The organism is Tistrella sp. (genome assembly GCF_002684955.1).
In the GTDB taxonomy this organism is placed as follows: domain Bacteria; phylum Pseudomonadota; class Alphaproteobacteria; order Tistrellales; family Tistrellaceae; genus Tistrella; species Tistrella mobilis.
In genome coordinates this window covers 93,765-116,038 of record NZ_NYWI01000067.1, presented here as the reverse complement: position 1 = coordinate 116,038, position 22,274 = coordinate 93,765, and the positions used below count along the sequence as shown (strand labels likewise).

At 68.4% G+C, this 22,274-nt stretch carries 22 protein-coding genes; 8 read left to right on the top strand and 14 right to left on the bottom strand.

Features of this window, described 5'->3' with window-relative positions; translation table 11 throughout:
• The 3 genes from CMO28_RS20800 to CMO28_RS20790 are packed head-to-tail and all read right to left on the bottom strand — an operon-like array spanning position 1 to position 2,406.
• Complete coding sequence (locus CMO28_RS20800) at positions 1–864, bottom strand: branched-chain amino acid ABC transporter permease (protein WP_062767418.1); 864 nt, start codon at positions 862–864, stop codon at positions 1–3.
• Complete coding sequence (locus tag CMO28_RS20795; protein WP_062767419.1) at positions 861–1,580, bottom strand: ABC transporter ATP-binding protein; 720 nt, start codon at positions 1,578–1,580, stop codon at positions 861–863. Before CMO28_RS20795 ends, CMO28_RS20800 begins: the two co-directional genes overlap by 4 nt.
• A 19-nt stretch (positions 1,581–1,599) precedes the next feature.
• Positions 1,600–2,406: an ABC transporter ATP-binding protein gene (locus CMO28_RS20790; RefSeq protein ID WP_322111393.1), complete on the bottom strand. Its 807-nt coding sequence runs from the start codon at positions 2,404–2,406 to the stop codon at positions 1,600–1,602.
• Positions 2,407–2,678: 272 nt separating this feature from the next.
• Here CMO28_RS20790 and CMO28_RS20785 point away from each other — a divergent pair, with 272 nt between their 5' ends.
• Positions 2,679–2,966, top strand: coding sequence for a hypothetical protein (locus tag CMO28_RS20785; RefSeq protein WP_296716449.1), 288 nt, complete (start codon positions 2,679–2,681; stop codon positions 2,964–2,966).
• Between the two features lie 88 nt (positions 2,967–3,054).
• Positions 3,055–3,474, top strand: a complete 420-nt coding sequence (locus CMO28_RS20780) for a DUF2000 domain-containing protein (protein ID WP_296716446.1) — start codon at positions 3,055–3,057, stop codon at positions 3,472–3,474.
• A gap of 23 nt (positions 3,475–3,497) precedes the next feature.
• Here CMO28_RS20780 and CMO28_RS20775 read toward each other — a convergent pair whose 3' ends face one another.
• The 3 genes from CMO28_RS20775 to CMO28_RS20765 form a co-directional block, all read right to left on the bottom strand.
• Complete coding sequence (locus tag CMO28_RS20775) at positions 3,498–4,199, bottom strand: nucleotidyl transferase AbiEii/AbiGii toxin family protein (protein ID WP_296716444.1); 702 nt, start codon at positions 4,197–4,199, stop codon at positions 3,498–3,500.
• Positions 4,196–4,426 carry a hypothetical protein gene (locus CMO28_RS20770; RefSeq protein ID WP_296716442.1) on the bottom strand — a complete coding sequence of 77 codons (231 nt, stop codon included), beginning with the start codon at positions 4,424–4,426 and terminating at the stop codon, positions 4,196–4,198. The genes CMO28_RS20775 and CMO28_RS20770 overlap by 4 nt, the downstream gene beginning before the upstream one ends.
• A gap of 123 nt (positions 4,427–4,549) precedes the next feature.
• The gene (locus tag CMO28_RS20765; RefSeq protein WP_296716439.1) at positions 4,550–8,218 is read right to left on the bottom strand and encodes a vitamin B12-dependent ribonucleotide reductase; all 3,669 of its coding nucleotides are present in this window, start codon (positions 8,216–8,218) and stop codon (positions 4,550–4,552) included.
• A gap of 644 nt (positions 8,219–8,862) precedes the next feature.
• Between CMO28_RS20765 and CMO28_RS20760 the strand changes: the two genes are divergently transcribed.
• From CMO28_RS20760 to CMO28_RS20750, 3 genes are all read left to right on the top strand, one after another.
• Positions 8,863–9,210 carry an NADH:ubiquinone oxidoreductase subunit NDUFA12 gene (locus CMO28_RS20760; protein ID WP_296716437.1) on the top strand — a complete coding sequence of 116 codons (348 nt, stop codon included), beginning with the start codon at positions 8,863–8,865 and terminating at the stop codon, positions 9,208–9,210.
• An 81-nt stretch (positions 9,211–9,291) separates the two neighbouring features.
• Complete coding sequence (gene mlaD / locus CMO28_RS20755; RefSeq protein ID WP_062767430.1) at positions 9,292–9,813, top strand: outer membrane lipid asymmetry maintenance protein MlaD; 522 nt, start codon at positions 9,292–9,294, stop codon at positions 9,811–9,813.
• Complete coding sequence (locus CMO28_RS20750; protein ID WP_014748337.1) at positions 9,810–10,253, top strand: DUF2155 domain-containing protein; 444 nt, start codon at positions 9,810–9,812, stop codon at positions 10,251–10,253. Before mlaD ends, CMO28_RS20750 begins: the two co-directional genes overlap by 4 nt.
• A 6-nt stretch (positions 10,254–10,259) precedes the next feature.
• Here the strand turns inward: CMO28_RS20750 and aat are convergent, their stop codons facing one another.
• The 8 genes from aat to aroQ all read right to left on the bottom strand — a co-directional run bounded on the left by aat (position 10,260) and on the right by aroQ (position 18,979).
• Positions 10,260–10,982: a leucyl/phenylalanyl-tRNA--protein transferase gene (gene aat / locus CMO28_RS20745; protein ID WP_296716432.1), complete on the bottom strand. Its 723-nt coding sequence runs from the start codon at positions 10,980–10,982 to the stop codon at positions 10,260–10,262.
• 132 nt (positions 10,983–11,114) lie between these two features.
• Positions 11,115–12,182 (bottom strand): TIGR01620 family protein, encoded by a 1,068-nt coding sequence (locus tag CMO28_RS20740; RefSeq protein WP_296716430.1) that lies wholly within the window; start codon positions 12,180–12,182, stop codon positions 11,115–11,117.
• A complete protein-coding gene (locus tag CMO28_RS20735; protein ID WP_296716427.1) occupies positions 12,179–13,630 on the bottom strand; it encodes a YcjX family protein in 1,452 nt (483 codons plus the stop codon). Before CMO28_RS20735 ends, CMO28_RS20740 begins: the two co-directional genes overlap by 4 nt.
• Positions 13,631–13,762: 132 nt before the next feature.
• Entirely contained in the window at positions 13,763–15,304 is a 1,542-nt protein-coding gene (locus tag CMO28_RS20730; RefSeq protein WP_296716425.1) for a glycoside hydrolase family 55 protein, read from the bottom strand.
• Between the two features lie 125 nt (positions 15,305–15,429).
• The gene (locus tag CMO28_RS20725) at positions 15,430–16,566 is read right to left on the bottom strand and encodes an alanine racemase (RefSeq protein WP_296716423.1); all 1,137 of its coding nucleotides are present in this window, start codon (positions 16,564–16,566) and stop codon (positions 15,430–15,432) included.
• A gap of 98 nt (positions 16,567–16,664) precedes the next feature.
• On the bottom strand, positions 16,665–18,008 hold the full coding sequence (gene accC, locus CMO28_RS20720; protein WP_014748332.1) for an acetyl-CoA carboxylase biotin carboxylase subunit: 1,344 nt from the start codon (positions 18,006–18,008) through the stop codon (positions 16,665–16,667).
• Positions 18,009–18,021: 13 nt separating this feature from the next.
• The gene (gene accB, locus CMO28_RS20715; RefSeq protein ID WP_296716421.1) at positions 18,022–18,507 is read right to left on the bottom strand and encodes an acetyl-CoA carboxylase biotin carboxyl carrier protein; all 486 of its coding nucleotides are present in this window, start codon (positions 18,505–18,507) and stop codon (positions 18,022–18,024) included.
• The gene (gene aroQ, locus CMO28_RS20710) at positions 18,500–18,979 is read right to left on the bottom strand and encodes a type II 3-dehydroquinate dehydratase (protein ID WP_014748330.1); all 480 of its coding nucleotides are present in this window, start codon (positions 18,977–18,979) and stop codon (positions 18,500–18,502) included. The genes accB and aroQ overlap by 8 nt, the downstream gene beginning before the upstream one ends.
• 150 nt (positions 18,980–19,129) lie before the next feature.
• On the opposite strand from aroQ, the gene thiS reads away from it, so the two are divergent.
• The 3 genes from thiS to gshB all read left to right on the top strand — a co-directional run bounded on the left by thiS (position 19,130) and on the right by gshB (position 22,038).
• Positions 19,130–20,125 carry a sulfur carrier protein ThiS gene (thiS, locus tag CMO28_RS20705; RefSeq protein WP_296716418.1) on the top strand — a complete coding sequence of 332 codons (996 nt, stop codon included), beginning with the start codon at positions 19,130–19,132 and terminating at the stop codon, positions 20,123–20,125.
• A 48-nt stretch (positions 20,126–20,173) separates the two neighbouring features.
• Positions 20,174–20,917, top strand: a complete 744-nt coding sequence (locus tag CMO28_RS20700; protein WP_296716415.1) for a glutathione S-transferase — start codon at positions 20,174–20,176, stop codon at positions 20,915–20,917.
• Between the two features lie 158 nt (positions 20,918–21,075).
• Complete coding sequence (gene gshB / locus CMO28_RS20695) at positions 21,076–22,038, top strand: glutathione synthase (protein WP_296716413.1); 963 nt, start codon at positions 21,076–21,078, stop codon at positions 22,036–22,038.
• Positions 22,039–22,274: the final 236 nt, after the last annotated feature.

Here is a 22,274-nt window from a genome sequence, read left to right as displayed (position 1 = left end):
TCACACCTTCCTCCCTGCGAACAGGCCGGTCGGGCGGACCAGCAGCATCACCACCATGATCGCAAAGGCGACCGCGGGCTTGTAGGCGGGCGAGATCACCATGGTCGACCATTCCTGAACGATGCCGATCACCAGCCCGCCGGCGATGGCGCCATAGGGGCTGCCGATGCCGCCCAGGATGGCGGCGGCGAAGACCGGCAGCAGGATGTTCCAGCCCATGGTCGGGTGCAGGCGGGTGTCCATGCCCAGCAGCACGCCGGCGGTGGCGGCAAGCGCGATGCCGATCGCCCAGGTCCAGATCACGATCCGGTCGACCGAAATGCCGGTGACCTGCGCCAGATCGCGATTGTCGCTCATCGCGCGCATGGCCTTGCCGACCCGGGTCTTCTGCAGGAACAGATGCAACGCCAGCACCAGGAAAGCGGCGACGCCCACGATCATGAAATGCGCCGGCTTGACCCGGATGTCGCCCAGCCGCACCGGCATCTGAATGCCCGACTGGTAGACCTGGGTTTCGGAGCCGAAGATCATCTGCAGCAGGGCGCGCAGGATCAGCGCGGTGCCGACCGACGAGATCAGCAGGATGACCGGCTGGGTCTTGCGCAGGCGGCGATAGATGGTCTGGTCGACGGCGATGGCGAAGAGCACTGCACCGGCGGCACCGAAGGGCAGGGCGATGATCGGCGGCACGCCGAAGGTGGTGACGATGGCGAGCGAGATATAGGCGCCGAGCGTCATGAAGTCGCCATGGGCGAAATGCGGGAAGCGCAGGATCGCATAGACCAGCGACAGACCCACGGCACCCAGCGCGAAGATGCTGCCCAGCACGATGCCATAGACGGTGAGCTGAAGGAGATCGGTCATTCCGCGTGGCCTCCGCCGCCCAGGAACATCTCGGCCACCTCGCGATTGTCGAGCAGCGCCGCACCCGTATCGGTATAGCGATCGCGGCCCTGCACCAGCACATAGCCGCGATGCGACATGGCCAGCGCCTGTTTGGCGTTCTGTTCCACCATCAGGATGCCGACGCCCAGTTCATTGATCTTGATGATGTTCTGGAACATCTGGTCGATGATCGCGGGCGCGAGGCCGGCGGTCGGTTCGTCCAGCAGCAGCAGCTTGGGTTCCAGCATCAGCGCGCGGCCCATCGCCACCATCTGGCGCTGACCGCCCGAGAGCGAGCCTGCGGGCTGCCTGCGCTTCTCGCGCATCACCGGGAACAGGTCGTAGATGCGCTCCATGGTCGGGCGATAGTCGTCGCGCCGGATGAAGGCCCCCATCTCCAGGTTTTCCTGGACGGTGAGCGTCGGGAAGACGTTGTTTTCCTGCGGCACGTAGCACATGCCGTGATGGACGATGCGGTCGGGCCGCAGATTGGTGATGTCGTGGCCCTGAAAGCGGACCTGGCCCTGGCGGATCTTCACCAGGCCGAAGACCGATTTCATGGCCGTCGACTTGCCGGCGCCGTTGGGGCCGATGATGACGACGATCTCGCCTTCCTCGACCCGCATGTTGACGCCGTTCAGGATGTCCACTTCGCCATAGCCGCCGCGGACGCCCTCGACTTCGAGCAGGCTCATCTGTTCCTCGTTCGCTGCGTCACGCCTTGCGGCGGAAGGCTTCCGGATCGCCGGCCGAGCCCAGATAGGCGTCGAGCACCGTCTGGTTTGCGCGGATCTCGGCCATGGTGCCCTGGGTCAGCACAGTGCCCTGGGCCATGACGATGACCGGGTCGCACAGCTCGGTCACGAGGTCCATGTCGTGCTCGATGATGCAGAAGGTCATGCCGCGCTCGCGGTTCAGCCGGCGGATCACATCGGCCAGCTTGACCAGCAGGGTGCGGTTGACGCCCGCCGCCGGCTCGTCGAGCAGGATCACCCGGCAGTTGTCGACCATCATGGTCCGGCCGAGTTCCAGCAGCTTTTTCTGCCCGCCGGACAGATTGCCGGCCAGTTCGCCCGCGACATGGGTGATCTCGAGGATGTCGAGCACCTCCATCGCCTTGCGGCGGATTTCGGCATCCTCGCGCTGCACCCGTCCCCAGGACAGCCAGGCCGAGATCAGATTCTCGCCCGCCTGGCCGGAGGGCACCATCATCAGATTCTCGAGCACGGTCATCCGACCGAGTTCGTGCGGAATCTGGAAGGTGCGCACCAGCCCCTGCCGGAACAGCTGGTGGGGTTTGAGCCCGGTCACGTCGCGGCCTTCCAGCAGCACCTTGCCGCTGGAAGGCTGCAGGGCGCCGGCGATGATGTTGAAGAGCGTGCTCTTGCCGGCACCATTGGGCCCGATCAGGCCGGTGATGGAACCTTTCGGCACGTCCAGCGAGCAGTCATCGACGGCTGTGAGCCCGCCGAAGCGCTTCACGATGTTCTGTACGGAAATCAAGGCCGACATCGCTTCCATATGTCGAAGTTGGCCGCATGCCGCACCGATCGTCCCGCGGGGGCCGGACGGCCGGACGGCGGTTGCCCTGATGGAATGCTGCGCGCTGTGGTTTCGCGCGTCCAGCCGTAACGTGTTCGGAAGCACGTGCGGTGCATCATTTCTCCCCCAGCACCGCAGCCCCTCCGCGGGCCTCCCCTGAAGGCTCCGGACCTAAGTAACCAAACCGTCGCGCGCTGGCAACCGTGAAACCCGACCAGAGCGAACGGTGTCGATTCCGAGGTTTGGGCCGCATGTTTCGCGATCCCCGAACCGGTGCGCGATCCCGATTATTTCCGGAAGAGGCGTTCGGATCTGATCCCGACCGCCGGATCGGAACGATATTGCGTTGCACAAGAAATATTGTGCATGGCCACATCCTGGATCCGGTCGATTTGATCCCGAGCTGGTATACCATCATCTCGGGCGTGATTGCGATTGTATGGGAACTCGCCACTTCCGGTGGTGCGCAAACTTCTGCCCCGATTGATGCAAAACCGGGACGATTCTGCCTTCTGGCCTCTCTGCCGGCGGGTGGATAGACAGCACATTCCCGCGGCCGCCGCCCAGACTTCGCGACCGGGAGCGGGTGGACGCCCGATCCCGTTTTTCATGCGAAGGGATCCCCGGATGACTGCCGCCAGCAGCCGCATCGCCATCATCATCGACCCGGCCCTGCCGGCCGGACTGCTCGCCAACACCATCGCCGGTATCGCCATCGGCCTGGGGGCCGCCCGGCCGGAACTCGGCGCCGTCGCCCTCACCGACGCCGTCGGCCGCAGCACGGCCACGATCACCAACCTGCCGGTACCCATCCTCCAGGCACCGGCCGAGGTGATCCGCAGCCTGCTGCTGAAGGCCCTGCCGGCCCCCGAAGAGGCCGTCGTCGTCCCCTTTCCGGGCTTTGCCCGCAGCCTGCACCTCTTCGCCGACTACGTCGCCGCCTTCCCCTCGCGCGATCTCGGCACCGAGACGATCGACGGCTTCGGCCTCCTCGGCCCGGATAAATGGGTGCGCTCGCTGACCGGGAGCCTGAAATTGTTGCGGTGAGGCGATATCGTCGCCTTGGTGGATCAGCCGCCCGTCAGCCGCCGGAGATCGGTGCCGAGCGCATCGACGGCCCTGTCCAGATCCTCCCCGGTCATGCCCAGGCGATCGCGGGCATGGCGGCGGTTGTCCGGAAGGTCGAGCGTCTCGTGAACCCGTGAGAGGGCGGCCAGGACCGAGGGGCCGTAGGCGCCGACGGCCTTTGTGACCGCTGCATCCGGGACGGGGCCCAGATGCTGGATCAGCATGCCGAGATCGATCGCATCCCGCCAGGCGACGGCTTTGTCTGCCCCGCGGTCGGCATTGGCGAGCAGTTTTTCGGCGTACTGGTCGGCGGTGCTCAGCACCGGACAGCCGCACAGCCGGGCATCTGGCGGATCCAGGTCGATGCGGGCTTCGCGGACGATTTCGAACTTCACCGGCCGGCCGTCGATCTCGATCAGGGCACGCAGGCCGTACTGATCGGCGCGGTGGCCGCGGGGCAGGGTGACAGGGGCTCTGAACAGGCTTCCGAATCCGCCGTCGAAGATGCGCTGACGGAGGAAGCGATACCCTTCCGTGCTGGCACAAAGGAAGTCGACATCGGCGGAGACCCGGTATTCCCCAAGCGCCAGCACGATCGCGGTGCCGCCGCCGAAGCGGCAGGCGCCCGCCTCCAGAACCGCCGCGTCCAGCCGATCGAGCAGGACCGCGACCGCCTGATGCTCGGGGCGACGATAGCCGGTCATCGGACCAGCATCCGCCCGGCCCCCCAGCGCCGGGTCAGACGGTCGATCAGCGCCCGTTCGCGGGGCGTCAGGCGGTCCTGGTCGACATGGCGCCAATTGGCCTCGTAGAGCGCAAACACCTCCGCTTCCGGCAGCGGTCGTGCCGGATCGCGGTTCCAGGCGAGCAGCCGGAGTTCGGGATACTCGGCCGGGACGATGAGGGCGGGTGGGGCGATGTCCTGGGCCATGGCCCTGACTCTAGGCATGGCGGGCTGCCGCTGCCACCAAAACCGAACGCCGCCCCGGTCGGAACCGGGGCGGCGTCGGATGGTCATCGGTGTGCAGGCAGGGGCGGGTGGCCGCCCCGCCGGTCACGAGCAGCCGCTGGTCGAGCCGCAGGTGACGCATTTCAGGCAGGTGCCGTTGCGGACCAGGGTCATGTTGCCGCATTCGCCGCAGGGGTCACCCTCGAAGCCCTTCTGGCGGGCGATGCGGATCGCCTCCAGGCGCTCGTCGACCACGTCGGCACGGCCGATGGCGGTCGGCGACAGGTCTTCATGCGCATGGGCATGGTCGTGGGGCTCGGCATAGGCGGTGGCGGTGTTGCCGCCGGCGCCGCCACGGAGCACGTAGAGGTTGCTGCGCACGAAGCCGGCGCTGGCGAGCCCCATGGCCGCGGCGACCGCGGGCGCCGGGACGGGCGTGCCGCCCTGGCCGTCTTCGCGGGTGCCCTCGCGCACGCCGCGACCCACGCTGTCGGGCAGCAGGTCGGCGGCCTGGACCGGCTGGACATGGGCGAGGTCGGTGCGGCCCAGATACGAGATCGCGAGTTCCCGGAACACGTAGTCGAGCACCGAGGTCGCCATCTTGATCGCGTCATTGCCTTCGACCATGCCCGAGGGCTCGAAGCGGCTGAAGACATAGGCGTCGACATATTCGTCCAGCGGCACGCCATACTGCAGGCCGATCGAGATGGCGATGGCGAAGGCGTTCATCAGGCTGCGGAAGGCGGCGCCTTCCTTGTGCATGTCGATGAAGATTTCGCCCAGCTTGCCGTCTTCGTATTCGCCGGTGCGCAGATAGAGCTTGTGGCCGCCAACCACCGCCTTCTGGGTATAGCCCTTGCGGCGGTGGGGCAGGCGCTGGCGCTCGCTGATATACTGGGTGACGATCCGCTCGGCCACCACGCGCGCCTGTTCGGTGGCGGGCCTGGCTGCGAACTCGGCCACCGCCTCTTCCACGTCCTCGACATCGTCGTCCAGGATCATGGCGTTCAGCGGCTGCGAGAGCTTGGAGCCGTCGCGATAGAGCGCATTGGCCTTGAGGCCCAGGCGCCAGGACAGCATGTAGGCCGCCTTGCAGTCTTCAACCGTGGCCGCATTCGGCATGTTGATGGTCTTGCTGATCGCGCCCGAGATGAAGGGCTGCGCCGCCGCCATCATGCGGATATGGGCTTCGGCCGACAGGTAGCGGGTGCCCTTGCGGCCGCAGGGGTTGGCGCAGTCGAAGACCGGCAGATGCCGGGCTTCCAGCCCCGGCGAGCCTTCCAGCGTCATCGCACCGCAGACCCAGATGTTCGCGGCCTCGATCTCGTCCTTCGAGAAGCCCAGGCCCTGGAGCATGTCGAAAGCCGGATCGTCGAGCTGGGCATCGGTGAAGCCCAGCGCGTCGCGGCAGAACTCGGCGCCCAGCGTCCACTTGTTGAAGGCGAATTTCAGCTCGAAGGCCTGGCCCAGCGACTTCTCCAGCCGCTCGATCGCGGCATCGTCGAAGCCGCGGGCCCGCAGCGCGTCATGGCCGATGGCGGGCGAGCCGGCGAGCGTGCCGCGGCCGACCGCATAGTCGATGATCGCGCGGATCCGCGGCTCTTCATAGCCAAGCTTCGCCAGCGCCTCGGGCACGGTGCGGTTGATGATCTTGAAGTAGCCGCCGCCGGCCAGCTTCTTGAACTTCACCAGCGCGAAATCGGGCTCGATGCCGGTGGTGTCGCAATCCATCACCAGGCCGATCGTGCCGGTGGGGGCGATCACGGTCGACTGGGCGTTGCGGAAGCCATGGGCCTCGCCCAGTTCCAGCGCCTGGTCCCAGGCGCGGCGGGCGGCATCGCCCAGGCGCGGATCGGGCAGGTTGGCATGGTCCAGCGCCACCGGTGCCACCGACAGCTGCTCATAGCCCTCGCTCGCCCCATGGGCGGCGCGACGATGGTTGCGGATCACCCGCAGCATCGCCTCGGCATTGGGCGCGTATTTCGGGAAGGTGCCGAGTTCCTTCGCCATCTCGGCCGAGGTCGCATAGGCGACACCGGTCATGATCGCGGTCAGCGCACCGGACAGGGCGCGGCCCTCGTGGCTGTCATAGGCAAGGCCCGAGGCCATCAGCAGGCCGCCCAGATTGGCGTAGCCGAGGCCGAGGGTGCGGAAATCATAGGACAGCTGGGCGATGGTCGCCGAGGGGTACTGCGCCATCAGCACCGAGATTTCCAGCGTCACGGTCCACAGCCGGACCGCATGCTCGTAGGTCTCGATGTCGAACGAGCCGTCCTCGCGACGGAAGGTCATCAGGTTCAGAGACGCCAGGTTGCAGGCCGTGTCGTCGAGGAACATGTATTCCGAGCACGGGTTGGACGCATTGATCCGGCCGTGGGCGGGGCAGGTGTGCCAGTCGTTGATCGTGGTGTCGAACTGGATGCCGGGATCGGCGCTCGCCCAGGCGGCGTTGCCGATCTGCTCCCACAGATCCTTGGCGCGGATGGTACGAACCACCTTGCCGTCGGTGCGACGGGTCAGCGTCCACTCGCCATCGGCCAGCACCGCGTTCAGGAAGGCATCGGTGACGCGCACCGAATTGTTCGAGTTCTGGCCCGAGACGGTCAGATAGGCTTCCGAATCCCAGTCGGTGTTGAACACCGGGATATGGAGTTCGGTATAGCCCTGGCGCGCGAACTGAATGACGCGCTGGACGTAATTCTCGGGGATCAGCGCCGCGCGGGCGGCCTTGACCGCAGCCTTCAGCGCCGGGTTGCGGCGCGGATCGAAGCGGTCGTCCTCGGCCACCTTCAGATCCGAGGCGGCCTTGATCACCGCGTTCAGATGCTTGTTGGCGAGCTTGGAGCCGGTGACGAGCGCGGCCACCTTCTGCTCTTCGATCACCTTCCAGTTGATATAGGCCTCGATATCGGGATGGTCGACATCGACCACCACCATCTTCGCGGCCCGGCGGGTGGTGCCGCCCGACTTGATGGCGCCCGCGGCGCGGTCGCCGATCTTCAGGAAGCTCATCAGGCCCGACGAGCGGCCGCCGCCCGACAGCGGCTCGCCCTCGCCGCGCACCGACGAGAAATTGGTGCCGGTGCCCGAGCCGTATTTGAACAGCCGCGCCTCGCGGACCCAAAGGTCCATGATGCCGCCCTCGTTCACCAGATCGTCCGAGACCGACTGGATGAAGCAGGCATGGGGCTGCGGGTGTTCATAGGCCGTGGCCGAGCGGGTCAGCTCGCCGGTGACATGGTCGACGTAATAATGACCCTGGGCCGGGCCGTCGATGCCATAGGCCCAGTGCAGGCCGGTGTTGAACCACTGCGGCGAGTTGGGTGCGGCCATCTGGTCGGCCAGCATGCGGCACATCTCGTCGCGATAGGCGGCGGCATCGGCTTCGCTGTCGAAATAGCCGCCCTTCCAGCCCCAATAGGCCCAGGTGCCGGCCATGCGGTCGAAGACCTGGGCGGCGGTGCGCTCACCCGTATAGCGCTCACCCTCGGGCAGGGCGGCAAGCGCCGCCTCGTCGGGTTCCGAACGCCACAGGAACGCGGGCACGCCCTCTTCGGGCACGCGCCGGGTGACGGCGGGAACGCCGCGCTTGCGGAAGTACTTCTGCGCGATGATGTCGCAGGCGACCTGCGACCACGAGGCGGGCACCTCGATATTTTCGAGCTTGAAGACGACCGAGCCGTCGGGGTTGCGGATTTCGCTGGTGGCGGTCCGCATCTCGATCCCCTGGTAAGGGGAGCGGCCATCGACGGTGAGCTTGCGGGCGATCCGCATCGTATCCTGCCTCCATCATGCTGGCGGGCGGCTTGGGGCCCGCTCGCGTGGGATTCAACGGAAAATGGCGACGCAACGACGCCCCGGGCACGGAAACACCCCGAAGCCCGGCCACCGGCGCATCGACTGCATCGGTTCGTTCCCGGGCGCGCGGGGTGTGGTGTCGGGGGTCGGGTCTGTCGGGTTGGGGTTATGTCCGAAGGTCGCCGGCCGGACCGGCGCCAAATCTGCGGCGGGATCCCCGAGGAAGATGTCTTCGGCCTGCCCGTCTGACCCGGATCGTAAGCCTGCACGGCCCCGCGCCGCAAGTGTTTTCCGAGCGCCCTGCCTTACAATATCTAGGGGGTCTTCCAGGGGATTTTATCTATATGGTGTGGTCATGTATGGATAAGCCCGGCGCGCCGGCGCGTTCGCGCAGCATCCGCGCAAAGCCCCGGAGTGCCTTGATTCCGCGCCGGAACCGGGCGATTCTTCCCCCGCTTTTCCACAAGCGGCCTGTGGACAGGATGACTGTCATCGATGCGTAATGCAGCGCCGCCGCCACCCCTGCACGGCACATATGCCCGCCCTGCACGGCCGAGGCTTGCGCACCCGGGGGGCAACCCCTATCTTGGCGGCGGCCAGTCATCCGGATAGTGGACCCCATGACCAATCTCATGACACGTCTTTACACCCTGCGCCACGGCGTGTCCGTGGGCGAGGACGAGTTCGGGAACCGTTATTTCCGGCACAAGGACAACCCGTCCAAGCGCTGGGTGACCTATGGCAAGGGTGTCGACCCGACCACGGTGCCGCCGGAATGGCATCGCTGGCTGCACGGCACCACCGACAAGACCCCGGTCGAGGCGCCGCTGGCGCGCAAGACCTGGGAAAAGCCGTTCGAGCCGAACCACACCGGCAGCGCCGAAGCCTATCTGCCCAAGGGCCATATCCTGGCCGGCGGCGAGCGGCCCAAGGCCACCGGTGACTACGAACCCTGGACGCCGTCCTGATCTGATCGGGTATCTGCCGGCCGGCCCCCATTGCCGGCCGTCGCAGCTGATCCGGATCCAACGGCCGGAAGGAAGCAGAGCTTGCAGCGCAGTGTCGTCGAAACCCTGCTCGGCGCGGCCGTCATCGCGGTCGCGGTCGGCTTCGCCGTCCATGCCTATACCGGCGCCGGGCGCGGCGGCAGCGGCAGTGGCTATGCCCTGACCGCCGCTTTCGACAGTGTCGACGGCATCGTGCCCGGCTCGGAGGTCCGCATCGGCGGCATCAAGGTCGGCAGCGTCACCGGCCAGCATCTGAACCCCGAGACCTATCGCGCCGAGATCACGCTGTCGATCGACCCCACGATCAAGCTGCCGGCCGACAGCTCGGCCGAGATCGCAAGTTCGGGCCTGCTGGGCGACAAATACGTCTCGGTGGTGCCGGGCGGCGATGATCGCATGCTGCAGCCGGGCCAGGCGATCACCTATACCCAGTCATCGGTCAGCCTCGAATCGCTGATCGGCCGCTATCTCTTCTCGTCCGGCGGCAGCGGCGAGGAGAAGCCGGCCGGTGCCGAAGCTCCCGCCACCGGCGGTGCGGCGAAGAAGGATCCGTTCGCGGAATGATCAGGATGCGCAGCCTTGCGACCGTGGCGCTCGGCGCCCTGCTTCTGGCCTCGGGCCCTGCGGCCGCGCAGCAGCAGACGGGTGGAACGGGCGGCATCCCGGGCAAGGTCGCGATCTTCAACGGCCTGAACAAGGTGACGGCGCGGATCAGCCGGATCGTGGCGCCCATCGACCAGCCGGTCGAATTCGGCTCGCTGGTGATCACCGTGCGCTATTGCGAAAGCGCGCCGCCGGAACAGGCCCCTGAAGCGCGGGTCTTCCTGGAAGTGCAGCAGACCACCGCCTCGGCACCGACCGAGCGGATCTTCGACGGCTGGATGTTCGCTTCCTCGCCGGGGCTGAACGCACTCGACAACCCGATCTACGACATCTGGCCGATCTCCTGCGTCGACAAGGCGCCGGAGCCGTCGGACGAGGGCGCCGCGAAGCCCGCGGGCTGATCCCGCTCAGACCTCCACCACCACCGCATCGGCATCGTCCATCGGATCGCGCGGCCGCCGTCGCCGGGGCTGTGCCACCGGCCCGTCGATCGCCGCCAGCACCTGATCGGGCGTGCCCGCGCCGAAGCCGAAAGGCTCGGGGATGAAGCTCGCCCTGATGCCCAGCGCATTGCGCAGCCGGTCCTGATAGACCCCGCGCGGAATCTCGATCGCGCCGAAGCGGGTCAGATGGTCGGTCACGAACTGGGTGTCGAGCAGCCGATAGCCGCCGCATTTCAGCCGGGCCACCAGATGGACCAGCGCCACCTTGCTGGCATCGGTGCGACGGCTGAACATGCTTTCGCCGAAAAACGCCGCCCCCAGCGACACGCCGTACAGCCCGCCGACCAGCTCGTCGCCCTCCCGCACCTCGATGCTGTGGGCATGGCCCATCTGGTGCAGCTCGGTATAAAGCGTCAGGATCTCGTCATTGATCCAGGTCCGTTCGCGCCCGGGGGCGGGGGCCGCGCAGCCGCGCATCACGCCCTTGAAATCGGCATCCACGGTCACGGTGAACGGCTGGCGGCGGATGGTCTTGCGCAGCTTGCGCGGCAGGTGAAAGCCGTCCAGCGGCAGCACGCCGCGCCGGTCGGGGTCGACCCAGTAGAGTTCGGGTTTGTCGCCCGACTCGGCCATCGGGAAGATGCCGCAGACATAGGCGCGCAGCAGCAGGTCGGGCGTCAGATGCATGCCGGATGTCCCTGGGGAGGAAACTGCTCCAGATGTGGGGTGGCCGGCCGCGTTCCTCAACGTCGCCCCGGTCCCCGACCTGCAGCCGGCACCCAACCTGCACCCCCTGGCGCCGGGTGGCAAGAGTAGCCGTCAATTGCCCGTCAGCATCCGCATCATGTCGCGGCGCAGATCGGTGGTGCGCGGCCGCTTCACCGCCCGGAAGGGCAGGGGGCGGCAGGCTTCCATGGCGCCGAGCCCGATGCGGGCGGCAACCAGGCCGTTGACCACGCCCTGGCCCAGCCGGGCCGAGACCGCGGCGGCAAGCCCGCCGCCCAGCGCGTCGACGGCGGTATCCTGGCCGGCCTCGCCCATGCCGGCGACGGCGGCCGCACCCAGGCTGCGGCGCACGATCTTCAGGCTGGCGATCCGGCCCGGGCGCACGCCGTAAAGTGCCGCCACCTCGCGCACCAGCCGGGCATTGCGCCACAGCACCACCGCGGCATCCAGCAGGGCCGCCGGGCTGGCGGCGGTGGCCAGCGCCGTGTCGCGGGCGGCCAGCAGCACCAGCCGCCGCGCCTCGGCATCGATCGGGGCCAGCAGCAGGCGTTCGGTCAGGGCCAGCGCCTCGGCGGCGTCATGGGCATCGGTCAGCTGGGCGGCGAAATCGGCCCGCGCGGCGGCAAGCCCCGGCCGGGCCTCGTAGAGCGCCGCGACCCGTGCGGACAGGGCTGTGGCGTCGGCCGCTGCGGCGGGGTCGTGCAGGGCTTCCGGTGCCACCAGCCGCTCCGCCTCGTTCCGCAGCCCGTCGACCCGGGCGAGCCGCCGGAGTGCGGCAATCTCGGCGCCGCCCAGAATGCCGAGCCCGCCCAGCGTGGCGACGCCCAGCCCGGTGACCATCCAGCCCAGCCAGTCGGCATGGGCGAAGGCGCGTGTGGCGAGATCCCAGGTCTCGAAGCCGATCAGCGCCACGGCAAGGCCGCCGAGCCCGCCCCAGAGCAGCCGGCGGCCGGTGCGGCGCGTCGCGGCCCCGGGCGCCAGATCCGGCATCAGCCCGCGGCCGGGCACGGTGGCGGGCAGTGCCGCCTCCTCTGCCGGCCGTGCGGTCAGGGCGGCCGCTTCGGGCAGCTCCAGCGGGCCGGACGCCGCCGCATGGGGGGCTGCCGGACGGCGGGGCGGCGTTGCGGCCGGGTCGTCGAAAATGCGCGGGCGGTCGGTCATCCGAGCCGGTCTCCGATCAGATGATCCAGCGCCTGATCCAGGCGGATATGGGCCATGCCGTGGCCGTCGCGGACCAGACCCTCGGGCGGCAGGAAGGGCGGGAAGTCGAAACCGCCACCGGCGGCCCTGGCCAGCGCCTCGGCCGGATCGGCCGGCAACTCGCCCGGATAGACCACCGACGGCCGCTCGCGGCCCGCGATGCGGCCGCGCACGCAGGCGAGGTTGCGGCCGTCATGCTCGGCGAACACGCTTTCCGCCGCCTTGACCGCGGCGATGGCCAGTGTGCGGGTCTCGGCGCCCTCGAAACGGATCGCGCGCGCGGCATCGGCCACCAGCGACTGCATCAGCGCGTCCAGCCGGGCATGCTGGGCGGCCGGCACCTGGTCGGCCTTGGTGGCGGCGAACAGCACCCGGTCGATGCGCACGCCCGACAGCAGCCGCCCGATCATGCCGTGGCCGCGGCCATAGCGGAAGGCGCCCAGGCTTTCGGTCAGGGCGAGTTTCAGATCCTCCACGGCGTCGGCCCCGGCGCTGAGCGCGCCGGGCAGGTCGACCAGCACCACCTGGCGGTCCAGCCGGGCGAAATGCTCGCGGAAGAAGCGGCCGACGATGCGCTTGCGATACTGGTCGAAACGCTCCGCCGCCACGGCATACAGGCTGCCCGAGGGCACGCGCCCCCTGGGTTCCGGCAGGGGGGAGAAGGCCAGCACCGGCGCGCCTTCCAGATCGCCCGGCACCAGAAAACGGCCGGGGCCGAGGCGCGAGACGGCAAGTCCCGCCGCACGGCAGGCGATCAGATGCGCGCTCCAGCCCTGGCCGAGCTCGGCGAGCGTCACGTCATCGGCCGGGGCGGCCGGATCCAGGGTTTCCAGCCGGGCGAGGAAGGGGCGGGCCAGCTCTGCCCGCTTGCCCTGGCGCAGCATGGCCAGCGCCTCGGCCGACCAGTCGGCGAAGCTGCGCTCGATAAGGGCCAGATCCAGCAGCCATTCGCCCGGATAGTCGATGATGTCGAGCGTCAACTCGCGCACCGGCCGGATCCGCCGGTCGACCATGCCGGCCGGTTTCCAGCGCAGCCCCATGCGCAGTTGCGAGAGCATGCGGGTGGAGGCGGGCCAGCCCGGCATCTCACCATCGCTGCCGGCCAGGCGCGCCAGATGGGTTTCATAGGCGAAGCGGGGGATCTCGGGATCGCCCGGCCGGCGCAGCTCGGCACCGATCAGCCGGCCGTCGGCGCGGGCCTGCAGAAAGGGCAGGCGGTCGGGAAACAGCAGGGCGCGGGCAACCGCGGTGGTGAACACGGTCTTGCCCGACCGGGCAAGGCCGGTCACCCCCAGCCGGAGCGGCCGGTCGAGCAGGGACGCCGCCTCTTCGGCCAGCGCCTCGGGCGTCAGGCGGCGGGCAAGGCGGCGGGCTTCCAGGCCCAGACGATCGAAGGGAGAGGCGGACAAGGGCGGCGGTCCCGGTCGTTGAACGGTAACGCGGCCGACGGATTGCCGGCCGCGTCGCCCTTTCAGATCGGAAGCCGGTGACGCCAGGTCAACATGACGCGGCGAATCATCGCCGGGTCATCCTTCGGTGTGTCAGGGTGCGACCCGCAGTTCATAGTCATAGGTGGACCCTGCAACCGCATTGGTCACCGTGAAGACGACCTGAACGCTGGTGGCGGAGATGGCGGCGATACGCTCGACACGGGCAGTCACCGCATTGTCCGAGCGTGTGGTGAGCATGACATTCACCTGCGACGGGCCGGGCGTGTAGCTGAGCGGCCGCGGGAAGGTCACGTAGCCGACCACCGGACCGGTCGCGGCGGTGGAGATCGTGCCGGAGGCAACGGCCTCCTTGGCAAGGAAGCTGGCGCCGAAACCGTTGATCAGCAGTTTCGAGCGGGCGCCGAGGCTGCCGGAGTAGTGCTGCTGGCCGGTCACGACATAACTGTCCAGCTCCACATGGCAGTCATCGCCGGCCGGGGCGAACGAGGCGTTGGTCTCACACGACGAGATGCGCCCGTTGATCCGGACATTGTCCGCACCGTCGATCGACAGACCCTTGCCGCCGACGGCGCCGAAGGCGCGGATATCGGCCTTGCCGACCCAGAAGTCCGAAGCGGTGCTGGCGATCACCAGGCCGGTGCCGGCCCCGCCGCCGCTGGCGCCGAGAACGCGCATCTGGCCGATCTTCACCCGCGAGGCCGAAACCTCCACACCATTCGCCGCCGGATAGACGTCGCCCATATTGCAGTTGGCGCGGATCATGCCGATGTCGCAGGGGCCGGCGATCTGCACGCAGGCGGGCGAGGACGAGTTGCGGGTCTGGATGATGTTGAGCAGGGTTTCGGTATAGCCCTCGATCAGGACGCCGTTCTCGGCGATCACGTGATCGCCCTGAACCGAAGACCTGAAGCGGACGCCGCCCCCGCTGCCGCCATAGGTGTGCACGCGGCCGATGCGGCAGCCGCCGTCACGGTTGTCGTCATAGTCGATGAAGAAGTGCCAGTCGCCATGCAGCACGTTCACCGAGCGGATGATATGGGCGTCGTGGGGGCCCATGAAGTGCACGCCATAGCGGCCGCTGCGGGCGGTGTCGATGTCGAGCACGCCTTCCCAGAGGTCGCGCATCACCCCGTCGACCGGCGTGGTCTCGATGCCCGTGCTTTTGCCGCAGGCATGGAAGAAGCAGTCGTCGACGGCATCGGTACAGGTGATCTTCATGTACCGGAACTTGCCGTAGCCTTCATAGCAGCGGCTGACGGCCTGCATGCCGTCCAGCGCCAGGCCCCAGACGCCGTAGCCATAGGGAATGCCGGTGTCGCGAACGATGGAATAGTCGCCGGCATTGTAGGTGTCGAAGCCGCGGGTCTTGATCAGCGCCGAGCCGGTGAAGCCGGTGGTGGGGCGGATCACCACGTCCCACAGGCCGCCGCCCGAGGTCAGGAAGACCCGGCTGTCCTGAATGAGCGGCGCCGAAATGCGGTAATAGCCGGCCGGAAACAGCACCGAGCCGCCGGTGGGCAGGCTGGCGGCATGGTCCATGGCGGCCTGGATGGCGGCGGTGTCGTCGGTCACGTCGTCGCCGACGGCCCCGAAATCCGTCACGCAGATAAGGCAGGCGGTAAAGATCGGCATCTTGATGATCCCCGGTATGGTGCGCCGCGCCGCCGGGCTGGCGGGCGGGGCTGACCGGGGAAGTCTGGGCGGTCTGGTTTATGATGTCGCGTCACCGGTTGCGGCCACATGCGGCCGCATCCCGGTCACCAGCCACCGAAACGCGGCCAGATTGCCGGCGCCGCATGCGCATCCGCCGGGATGACATGATAGGCGTCGAATTGTGCCGCGGTGGCGCAGGCATGGTTGGGCAGGATGCGCAGCACCGTGCCGACCGGCAGGTCCGGCGGCGTGGCCGCCGCACCGGGGCGCAGGGCCAGGATGCCGTGTTCCTGATTGGCGCCGGTGACGATCAGATCCGGGATCACCCGGCCCGTGGCATCCGCCACCAGCCCATAACCCTGATCGACCGCCTGGCCGGCCGTGCCGCGATCGCGCGACAGCGCCATCCAGCCGGCATCGACCAGGGTCCAGCCCCGGTCGGGGCGGTGGCCGATCACGGTGGTGGCGACGGAGAGCGCGATGTCGTCGACCGCGCAGACGCCGATCCCGGCCATCACCAGATCGAAAAAGACATAGACCCCGGCGCGGACCTCGGTCACGCCCGCAAGATCGCGGGCGGCAAGCGCCGTGGGGGTGGAGCCGACGCTGACCACCGGGCAGGGCAGGCCGGCCGCGCGCAGCCGGTCTGCCGCCGTCACCACCGCCCGGCGCTCGCGTTCGGCGAAGGCGGCATGGGCCTCATCGCCCGAGACGTCGTAGCTGCCGCCGGCATGGGTCATCACCCCGCGAAGTTCCGCGCGGCCTTCGTGCAGGATCCGGCCGATCTCGATGATCTCTGCGGCATGGGGGGCGAGGCCCGCGCGCTTGCCGTCGCAGTCGATCTCGATCAGCACCGGGATCGGGCCGGCACCGGCCCCGGCCGCCGCAACCGCCTGCGCCTGTCCGGCGGAATCCAGGATCACCGCCAGATCGTAGCCCCGGGCCCTCAGCGCCTGCACCCGATCAAGCTTGGCGGGCGTGATGCCGACCGCATAAAGGATGTTCTGCACGCCCGCCGCCGCGAAGACCTCGGCCTCGCGAAGGGTGGAGACGGTGGCCGGCCCGCCTGTGTCGGGCAGCATCCGCCGGGCGATCTCCACCGATTTGGCGGTCTTCAGATGCGGCCTGAAGCCCACGCCGAGCCCGGCGATCCGCCGGGCCATCCGGTCGAGATTAGCGGTCATCTTCGCCTCGTCGACCACAAGGCAGGGGGTCTGCAGATCGGGGGAGAGACCGGCCATGACGGGGCTCCGCGAGAAGGGGGGCTCGGGTCAAACGCAGACGGGCGGGCCGGAAACGCCTCCGGCCCGCCCGCCCCTTGATGCATGATGCTCCCGGATCAGCCGCGATTGGCGACCAGGGCCTCCAGCCAGCGGATGTCGTAGACGCCGTCGACGAAATCCGGATGGCGGGCGATGCGCTGATGCAGGGGCAGGGTGGTGTCGATACCGCCCACGACATATTCCTCCAGCGCCCGGCGCAGCCGCATGATGCACTCGTTGCGGTTGCGGCCATGGACCACCAGCTTGGCGATCAGGCTGTCGTAATAGGGCGGGATGCGATACCCCTGATAGAGGCCGCTGTCCACGCGCACACCCAGCCCGCCCGGGGCGTGATAGGTGTCGACCAGCCCCGGCGAGGGGGCGAAGGTCTCGGAGTTCTCGGCGTTGATCCGGCACTCGATGGCATGGCCCTGGACGCGCACGTCGTCCTGGGTGAAGCCCAGCGGCTGGCCGGCGGCGACCCGGATCTGCTCGCGCACCAGATCGATGCCGGTGATCGCCTCGGTGATCGGATGTTCCACCTGCAGGCGGGTGTTCATCTCGATGAAGTAGAACTCGCCGTTCTCGTAGAGGAACTCCACCGTGCCGACGCCGCGATAGCCCAGCTTGCGCATGGCATTGGCGACGATCTCGCCCATGCGGGCGCGGTCGGCCGCATCGATTGCCGGCGACGGCGCCTCTTCCAGCACCTTCTGATGGCGGCGCTGCAGAGAACAGTCGCGCTCGCCCAGATGCACCACGGTCCCGAAGGTGTCGCAGAGGATCTGGATCTCGATATGGCGCGGATTGGCGAGATACTTCTCAAGATAGACCGCATCCGATCCGAAGGCGGCCTTGGCCTCGGCGCGGGCGGTCTGCAGCGCCTCGCGCAGGCCCTCGGCGCTTTCGGCCACCTTCATGCCGCGGCCGCCACCGCCGGCGGCGGCCTTGACCAGCACCGGAAAGCCGATCTCGCGGGCGATCTTCATCGCCTCGGCCTCGTCGGTCACCGGCCCGTCGGTGCCGGGCACCAGCGGCAGGCCCAGCTCCCTGGCGGCGCGCTTGGCCTCGATCTTGTCGCCCATCAGCCGGATATGGTCCGGGGTGGGGCCGATGAAGGTCAGGCCATGGGCCTCGACGATCTCGGCGAACTGGGCGTTCTCGGACAGGAAGCCATAGCCCGGATGGACCGCCTCGGCGCCGGTGATTTCGGCGGCGGCGATGATCGCCGGGATGTTCAGATAGGAATTGCGCGCGGGCGCCGGGCCGATGCACACGCTCTCGTCGGCGAGACGGACATGCATGGCATCGGCATCGGCGGTGGAATGGACCGCAACGGTGCGGATGCCCATCTCCTGGCAGGCGCGATGGACGCGCAATGCGATTTCGCCGCGATTGGCGATCAGCACCTTCTCGAACATGATCGCTCCCGCGTCACTCGATGATCGCCAGCGGCTCGCCGAATTCCACCGGCTGGCCGTTCTGCACCAGAAGCCGGCTGACGGTGCCGCTCCGCGGGGCGCGGATATGGTTCATCACCTTCATGGCTTCGATGATCAGCAGGGTCTGGCCCTCGCGCACGCTCTGGCCTTCGGCGACGAAGGCCGGCGCACCCGGTTCCGGGGCCAGATAGACGGTGCCCACCATCGGCGAGGGCACGGCGCCCGGATGGCTGGCGGGATCGGCGGCAACCGGTGCCGCAGGGGCTGCGGCGGCCGGGGCCGCCGCGGGGGCCGCGGCGGCGGCGGGCGCCTGGAACAGCATCTGCGGGGCGGTCATCTGCGCCGGCGCCTGGCGGGCGATGCGGATGCGACCCTCGCCCGCGCCGACCTCGATCTCGGTCAGGCCGGTCTCGTCGAGCAGCAGCGCCAGTTCGCGGATCAGGCCGGTATCGACGGCACGAGCCTTGGTGTCAGACATGCGATTGGTCCTTCGTGGCCGCGCGGGCCTGTCCCCCAGGGATCAGCCCGGCCATCGCCTCGATCGCCAGCGCGTAACCCGTGGCCCCCAGGCCGCAGATCACGCCGACCGCCGTCCGGGACACATAGGAATGATGCCGGAACGTTTCGCGACGATGGATATTCGACAAATGCACCTCGATCACCGGCAGTGCCGTCGCGGTGAGCGCGTCGAGCAGGGCGACCGAGGTATGGGTGTAGGCGGCGGGATTGATCACGATCCCTGCCGCAGAGGTGCGGGCGTCCTGTACCCAGTCCACGAGAACGCCTTCGTGGTTCGACTGGCGGAAATCGACCGCCAGCCCCAGGGCCGCGGCACGGGCTTCGCACAGACGCCGGATGTCGTCCAGCGTCGTATGCCCGTAGACCTCGGGCTCGCGGGTGCCAAGCAGGTTCAGGTTCGGTCCGTTCAGGACCAGGATGGTCGGCGCCATGCGGGCTGTCGATACCCCGTGAACGGTGATTAGGAGAGGACGCCACGTCAGCCCTGCGTTATAAAGCACCCGTGCCGCGGGGCGCAACGCCGTTCGAAGCGGGCGTTCCGCCACCCGCGCCCGAACATCACGTGGAGCGGAGATCCTGGTATGCGACTGATGATCAACGGCGAGGCCCGCGAGGTTGCAGGCGAGCCGACCGTCGCCGGGCTTCTGAGCCAGCTGGGGCTGGATGCGCGGAAGATCGCGGTTGAGCGCAATCTGGAGATCGTCCGCCGGGCCGCGTTCGAGACCACGCAGCTGGCCGATGGCGACCGGCTGGAGATCGTGCATTTCATCGGCGGCGGCAGCGGCGCCGACGTGGCCGTGGCGACCGTGGAAGATCCTTTCGTCGTCGCCGGCCGGACCTTCACCTCGCGCCTGCTGGTCGGCACCGGCAAGTATAAGGATTTTGAGGAAACCGCCCGCGCGATCGAGGCCTCGGGCGCCGAGATCGTGACCGTGGCGGTCCGCCGGGTGAACGTCACCGACCCGTCGGCGCCGATGCTGATGGATTACGTCGACCCGAAGCGCTACGTCTACCTGCCCAACACCGCCGGCTGTTTCACCGCCGACGATGCCGTGCGCACGCTGCGCCTGGCACGTGAAGCCGGCGGCTGGAACCTGGTCAAGCTGGAAGTCCTGGGCGATCACAAGACCCTCTATCCCGACGTGACCGAAACCCTGAAGGCGGCGGAGGCCCTGATCCGCGACGGTTTCGACGTCATGGTCTACACCAGCGACGACCCGATCGTGGCGAAGAAGCTGGAAGATCTGGGCTGCTGCGCGATCATGCCGCTGGCGGCGCCGATCGGCTCGGGGCTCGGCATCCAGAACCCGGTCAACATCCGGATCATCGTCGAGCAGGCAAAAGTGCCGGTGCTGGTCGATGCCGGTGTCGGCACGCCCTCGGAAGCGGCGGTGGCCATGGAACTCGGCTGCGACGGCGTGCTGATGAACACCGCGATCGCCGGGGCGAAGGATCCGGTGATGATGGCGCGCGCCATGAAGGCCGCGGTCGAGGCCGGGCGCCTCGGCTATCTGGCCGGGCGCATGCCGCGCAAATTCTATGCGGACCCGTCCTCACCGCTCGCCGGCCTGATCTGAGCCGGGTGCGGGGGGCGGTTCCCGGTTCAGCCAAGGAGCCCCACCCCCATGAGCATGGAACTCTACTACTGGCCGGGCCTGCCGGGGCGGGGCGAATATGTCCGCCTGGTGCTGGTCGCGATCGATGCCCCCTGGCGCGACATGGCCCGCCTGACCGAACGCCAGGGCGGCGGCATGGACGGGCTTCTGCGCGTGCTGGGGGATGAGCGCGAGCCCTTCGCCCCCTTCGCCTGCCCGGTGCTGAAGGATGGCGATCTGCTGATCGCCCAGACGCCGCTGATCTGCGCCTATCTGGGCGAGACCTACGGGCTGGCCCCGGTCGACGAGGCGGCGCGGCTGTTTGCGCGGCAGATCGCGCTCACCACCGCCGATCTGGTGAACGAGGCCCATGACGTCCATCACCCGCTCGGCTCCTGGGACTATTACGAGGACCAGAAGCCCGAGGCGGCACGCCGGGCGGCGGGGTTCCGTGACCAGCGGATCCCCAAATTCCTCGGCTGGTACGAACAGGTGCTGACCCGCAACCCGGCCGCATCGGGCTGGCTGGTGGGCGCCGGTCTTTCCTATGCCGATCTGGGCCTGTTCCAGACCGTGCTGGGCCTGCGCTACGCCTTCCCCAACCACATGGCGGGTCTTGCCGGGCGCTGGCCGGGGGTGGAGGTGCTGGTCGATCGCGTGGCGGCCCTGCCGCGGATCGCCGCCTATCTCGGCAGCGACCGCCGGATTGAATTCAACCAGGGCGGGATTTTCCGCCACTATCCGGAACTGGACGCTCCGGCCGTCTCGGGTTGACCGATCACAAAACCGTCGGTTTGGGTGCAATCGCAGGTCTGGACCAACTCATGATAGAATGATAGGGTGCCGGCCAGAGAGTTTTTCGTCTGGCGGGCCCCCTGCATCTCCAAACCGCAGCCCCGTCCCGGTCGCTCCAGAACCGCCCCGGAGGACATATGGCGCTGACCGTCGCCCTGCAGATGGACCCGATCGAGACCATCAACTTCGATGGCGATACGACCTTCATGCTCGGGCTGGAGGCCCTGCGCCGCGGCCATAACCTCTATCACTACCAGCCCTCGGATCTGAGCCTCACCCCCGAGGGCGCGGTGGCCTGGATGCGGCCTCTGGGGCTGCAGCGGGTGCGCGACGATCACTACCGCCTGGGCCCCAAGGAACGCGTTCCGCTCCGCGAGATGGATGTGGTGCTGCTGCGTCAGGATCCGCCCTTCGACATGGCCTACATCACCAGCACCCACCTGCTGGAGCATGCCGGCCGGCGGACGTTGGTCTCCAATGATCCGGTGCAGGTGCGCAACGCGCCCGAGAAGCTGTTCATCACCCGTTTCCCCGACCTGATGCCGCCCAGCCTGGTATCGTCCTCGGTCGACGAGATCCGCGCCTTCCGCGAGGAACACGGCGACATCGTGATCAAGCCGCTCTACGGCTTCGGCGGGCTGGGGGTGTTCCGGGTCAGGCCGGATGACGAAAATCTGGGCGCGCTGCTGGAGCTTCACGCGCTCCGCGGGCGCGAGCCGCTGGTGATCCAGAAATATCTGCCGGCGGTGCGCGAGGGCGACAAGCGGATCATCCTGGTCGAGGGCGAGCCCCGCGGCGCGGTGCTGCGCGTGCCGCAGCGGGGCGAGGCCCGGGCCAATATGCATGTCGGCGGCCGGCCGGTGAAGACCACGCTGACGGCGCGCGACCGCGAGGTCTGCGAAGCGGTCGGGCCGGAACTCCGTGCCCGCGGTCTCACCCTGGTCGGCATCGACATGATTGGCGACCACCTGACCGAGATCAACGTGACCTGTCCCACCGGCATCCAGGAGATCGACCGCCTCGACGGCGTTACGCTCGAACGGGATGTGTGGGATGCCATCGAAACCCGGCTGACCACCCTCAGGGCGGGCGCCGCCTGAGCTTTGCGGCCAGCTGACCTCTGATGTCCGGCGGCCGCCGTTCTTCAACCCCCTCACAACCAACCCAGAACAGGACATGACCGGCGGCGGGGCAGACCCGCCAGGGCTGGACCGGGTGTTTTATGCGCTGTCGCGTCGCGCAGAAAACACCCGCAGGGCGGAGCCATGCCCGCACACGGCTCCGCACGGCCTCCGGGAACAGGTCCGCCCCCTCAGAGGTCGCATCAGGAGCCGGA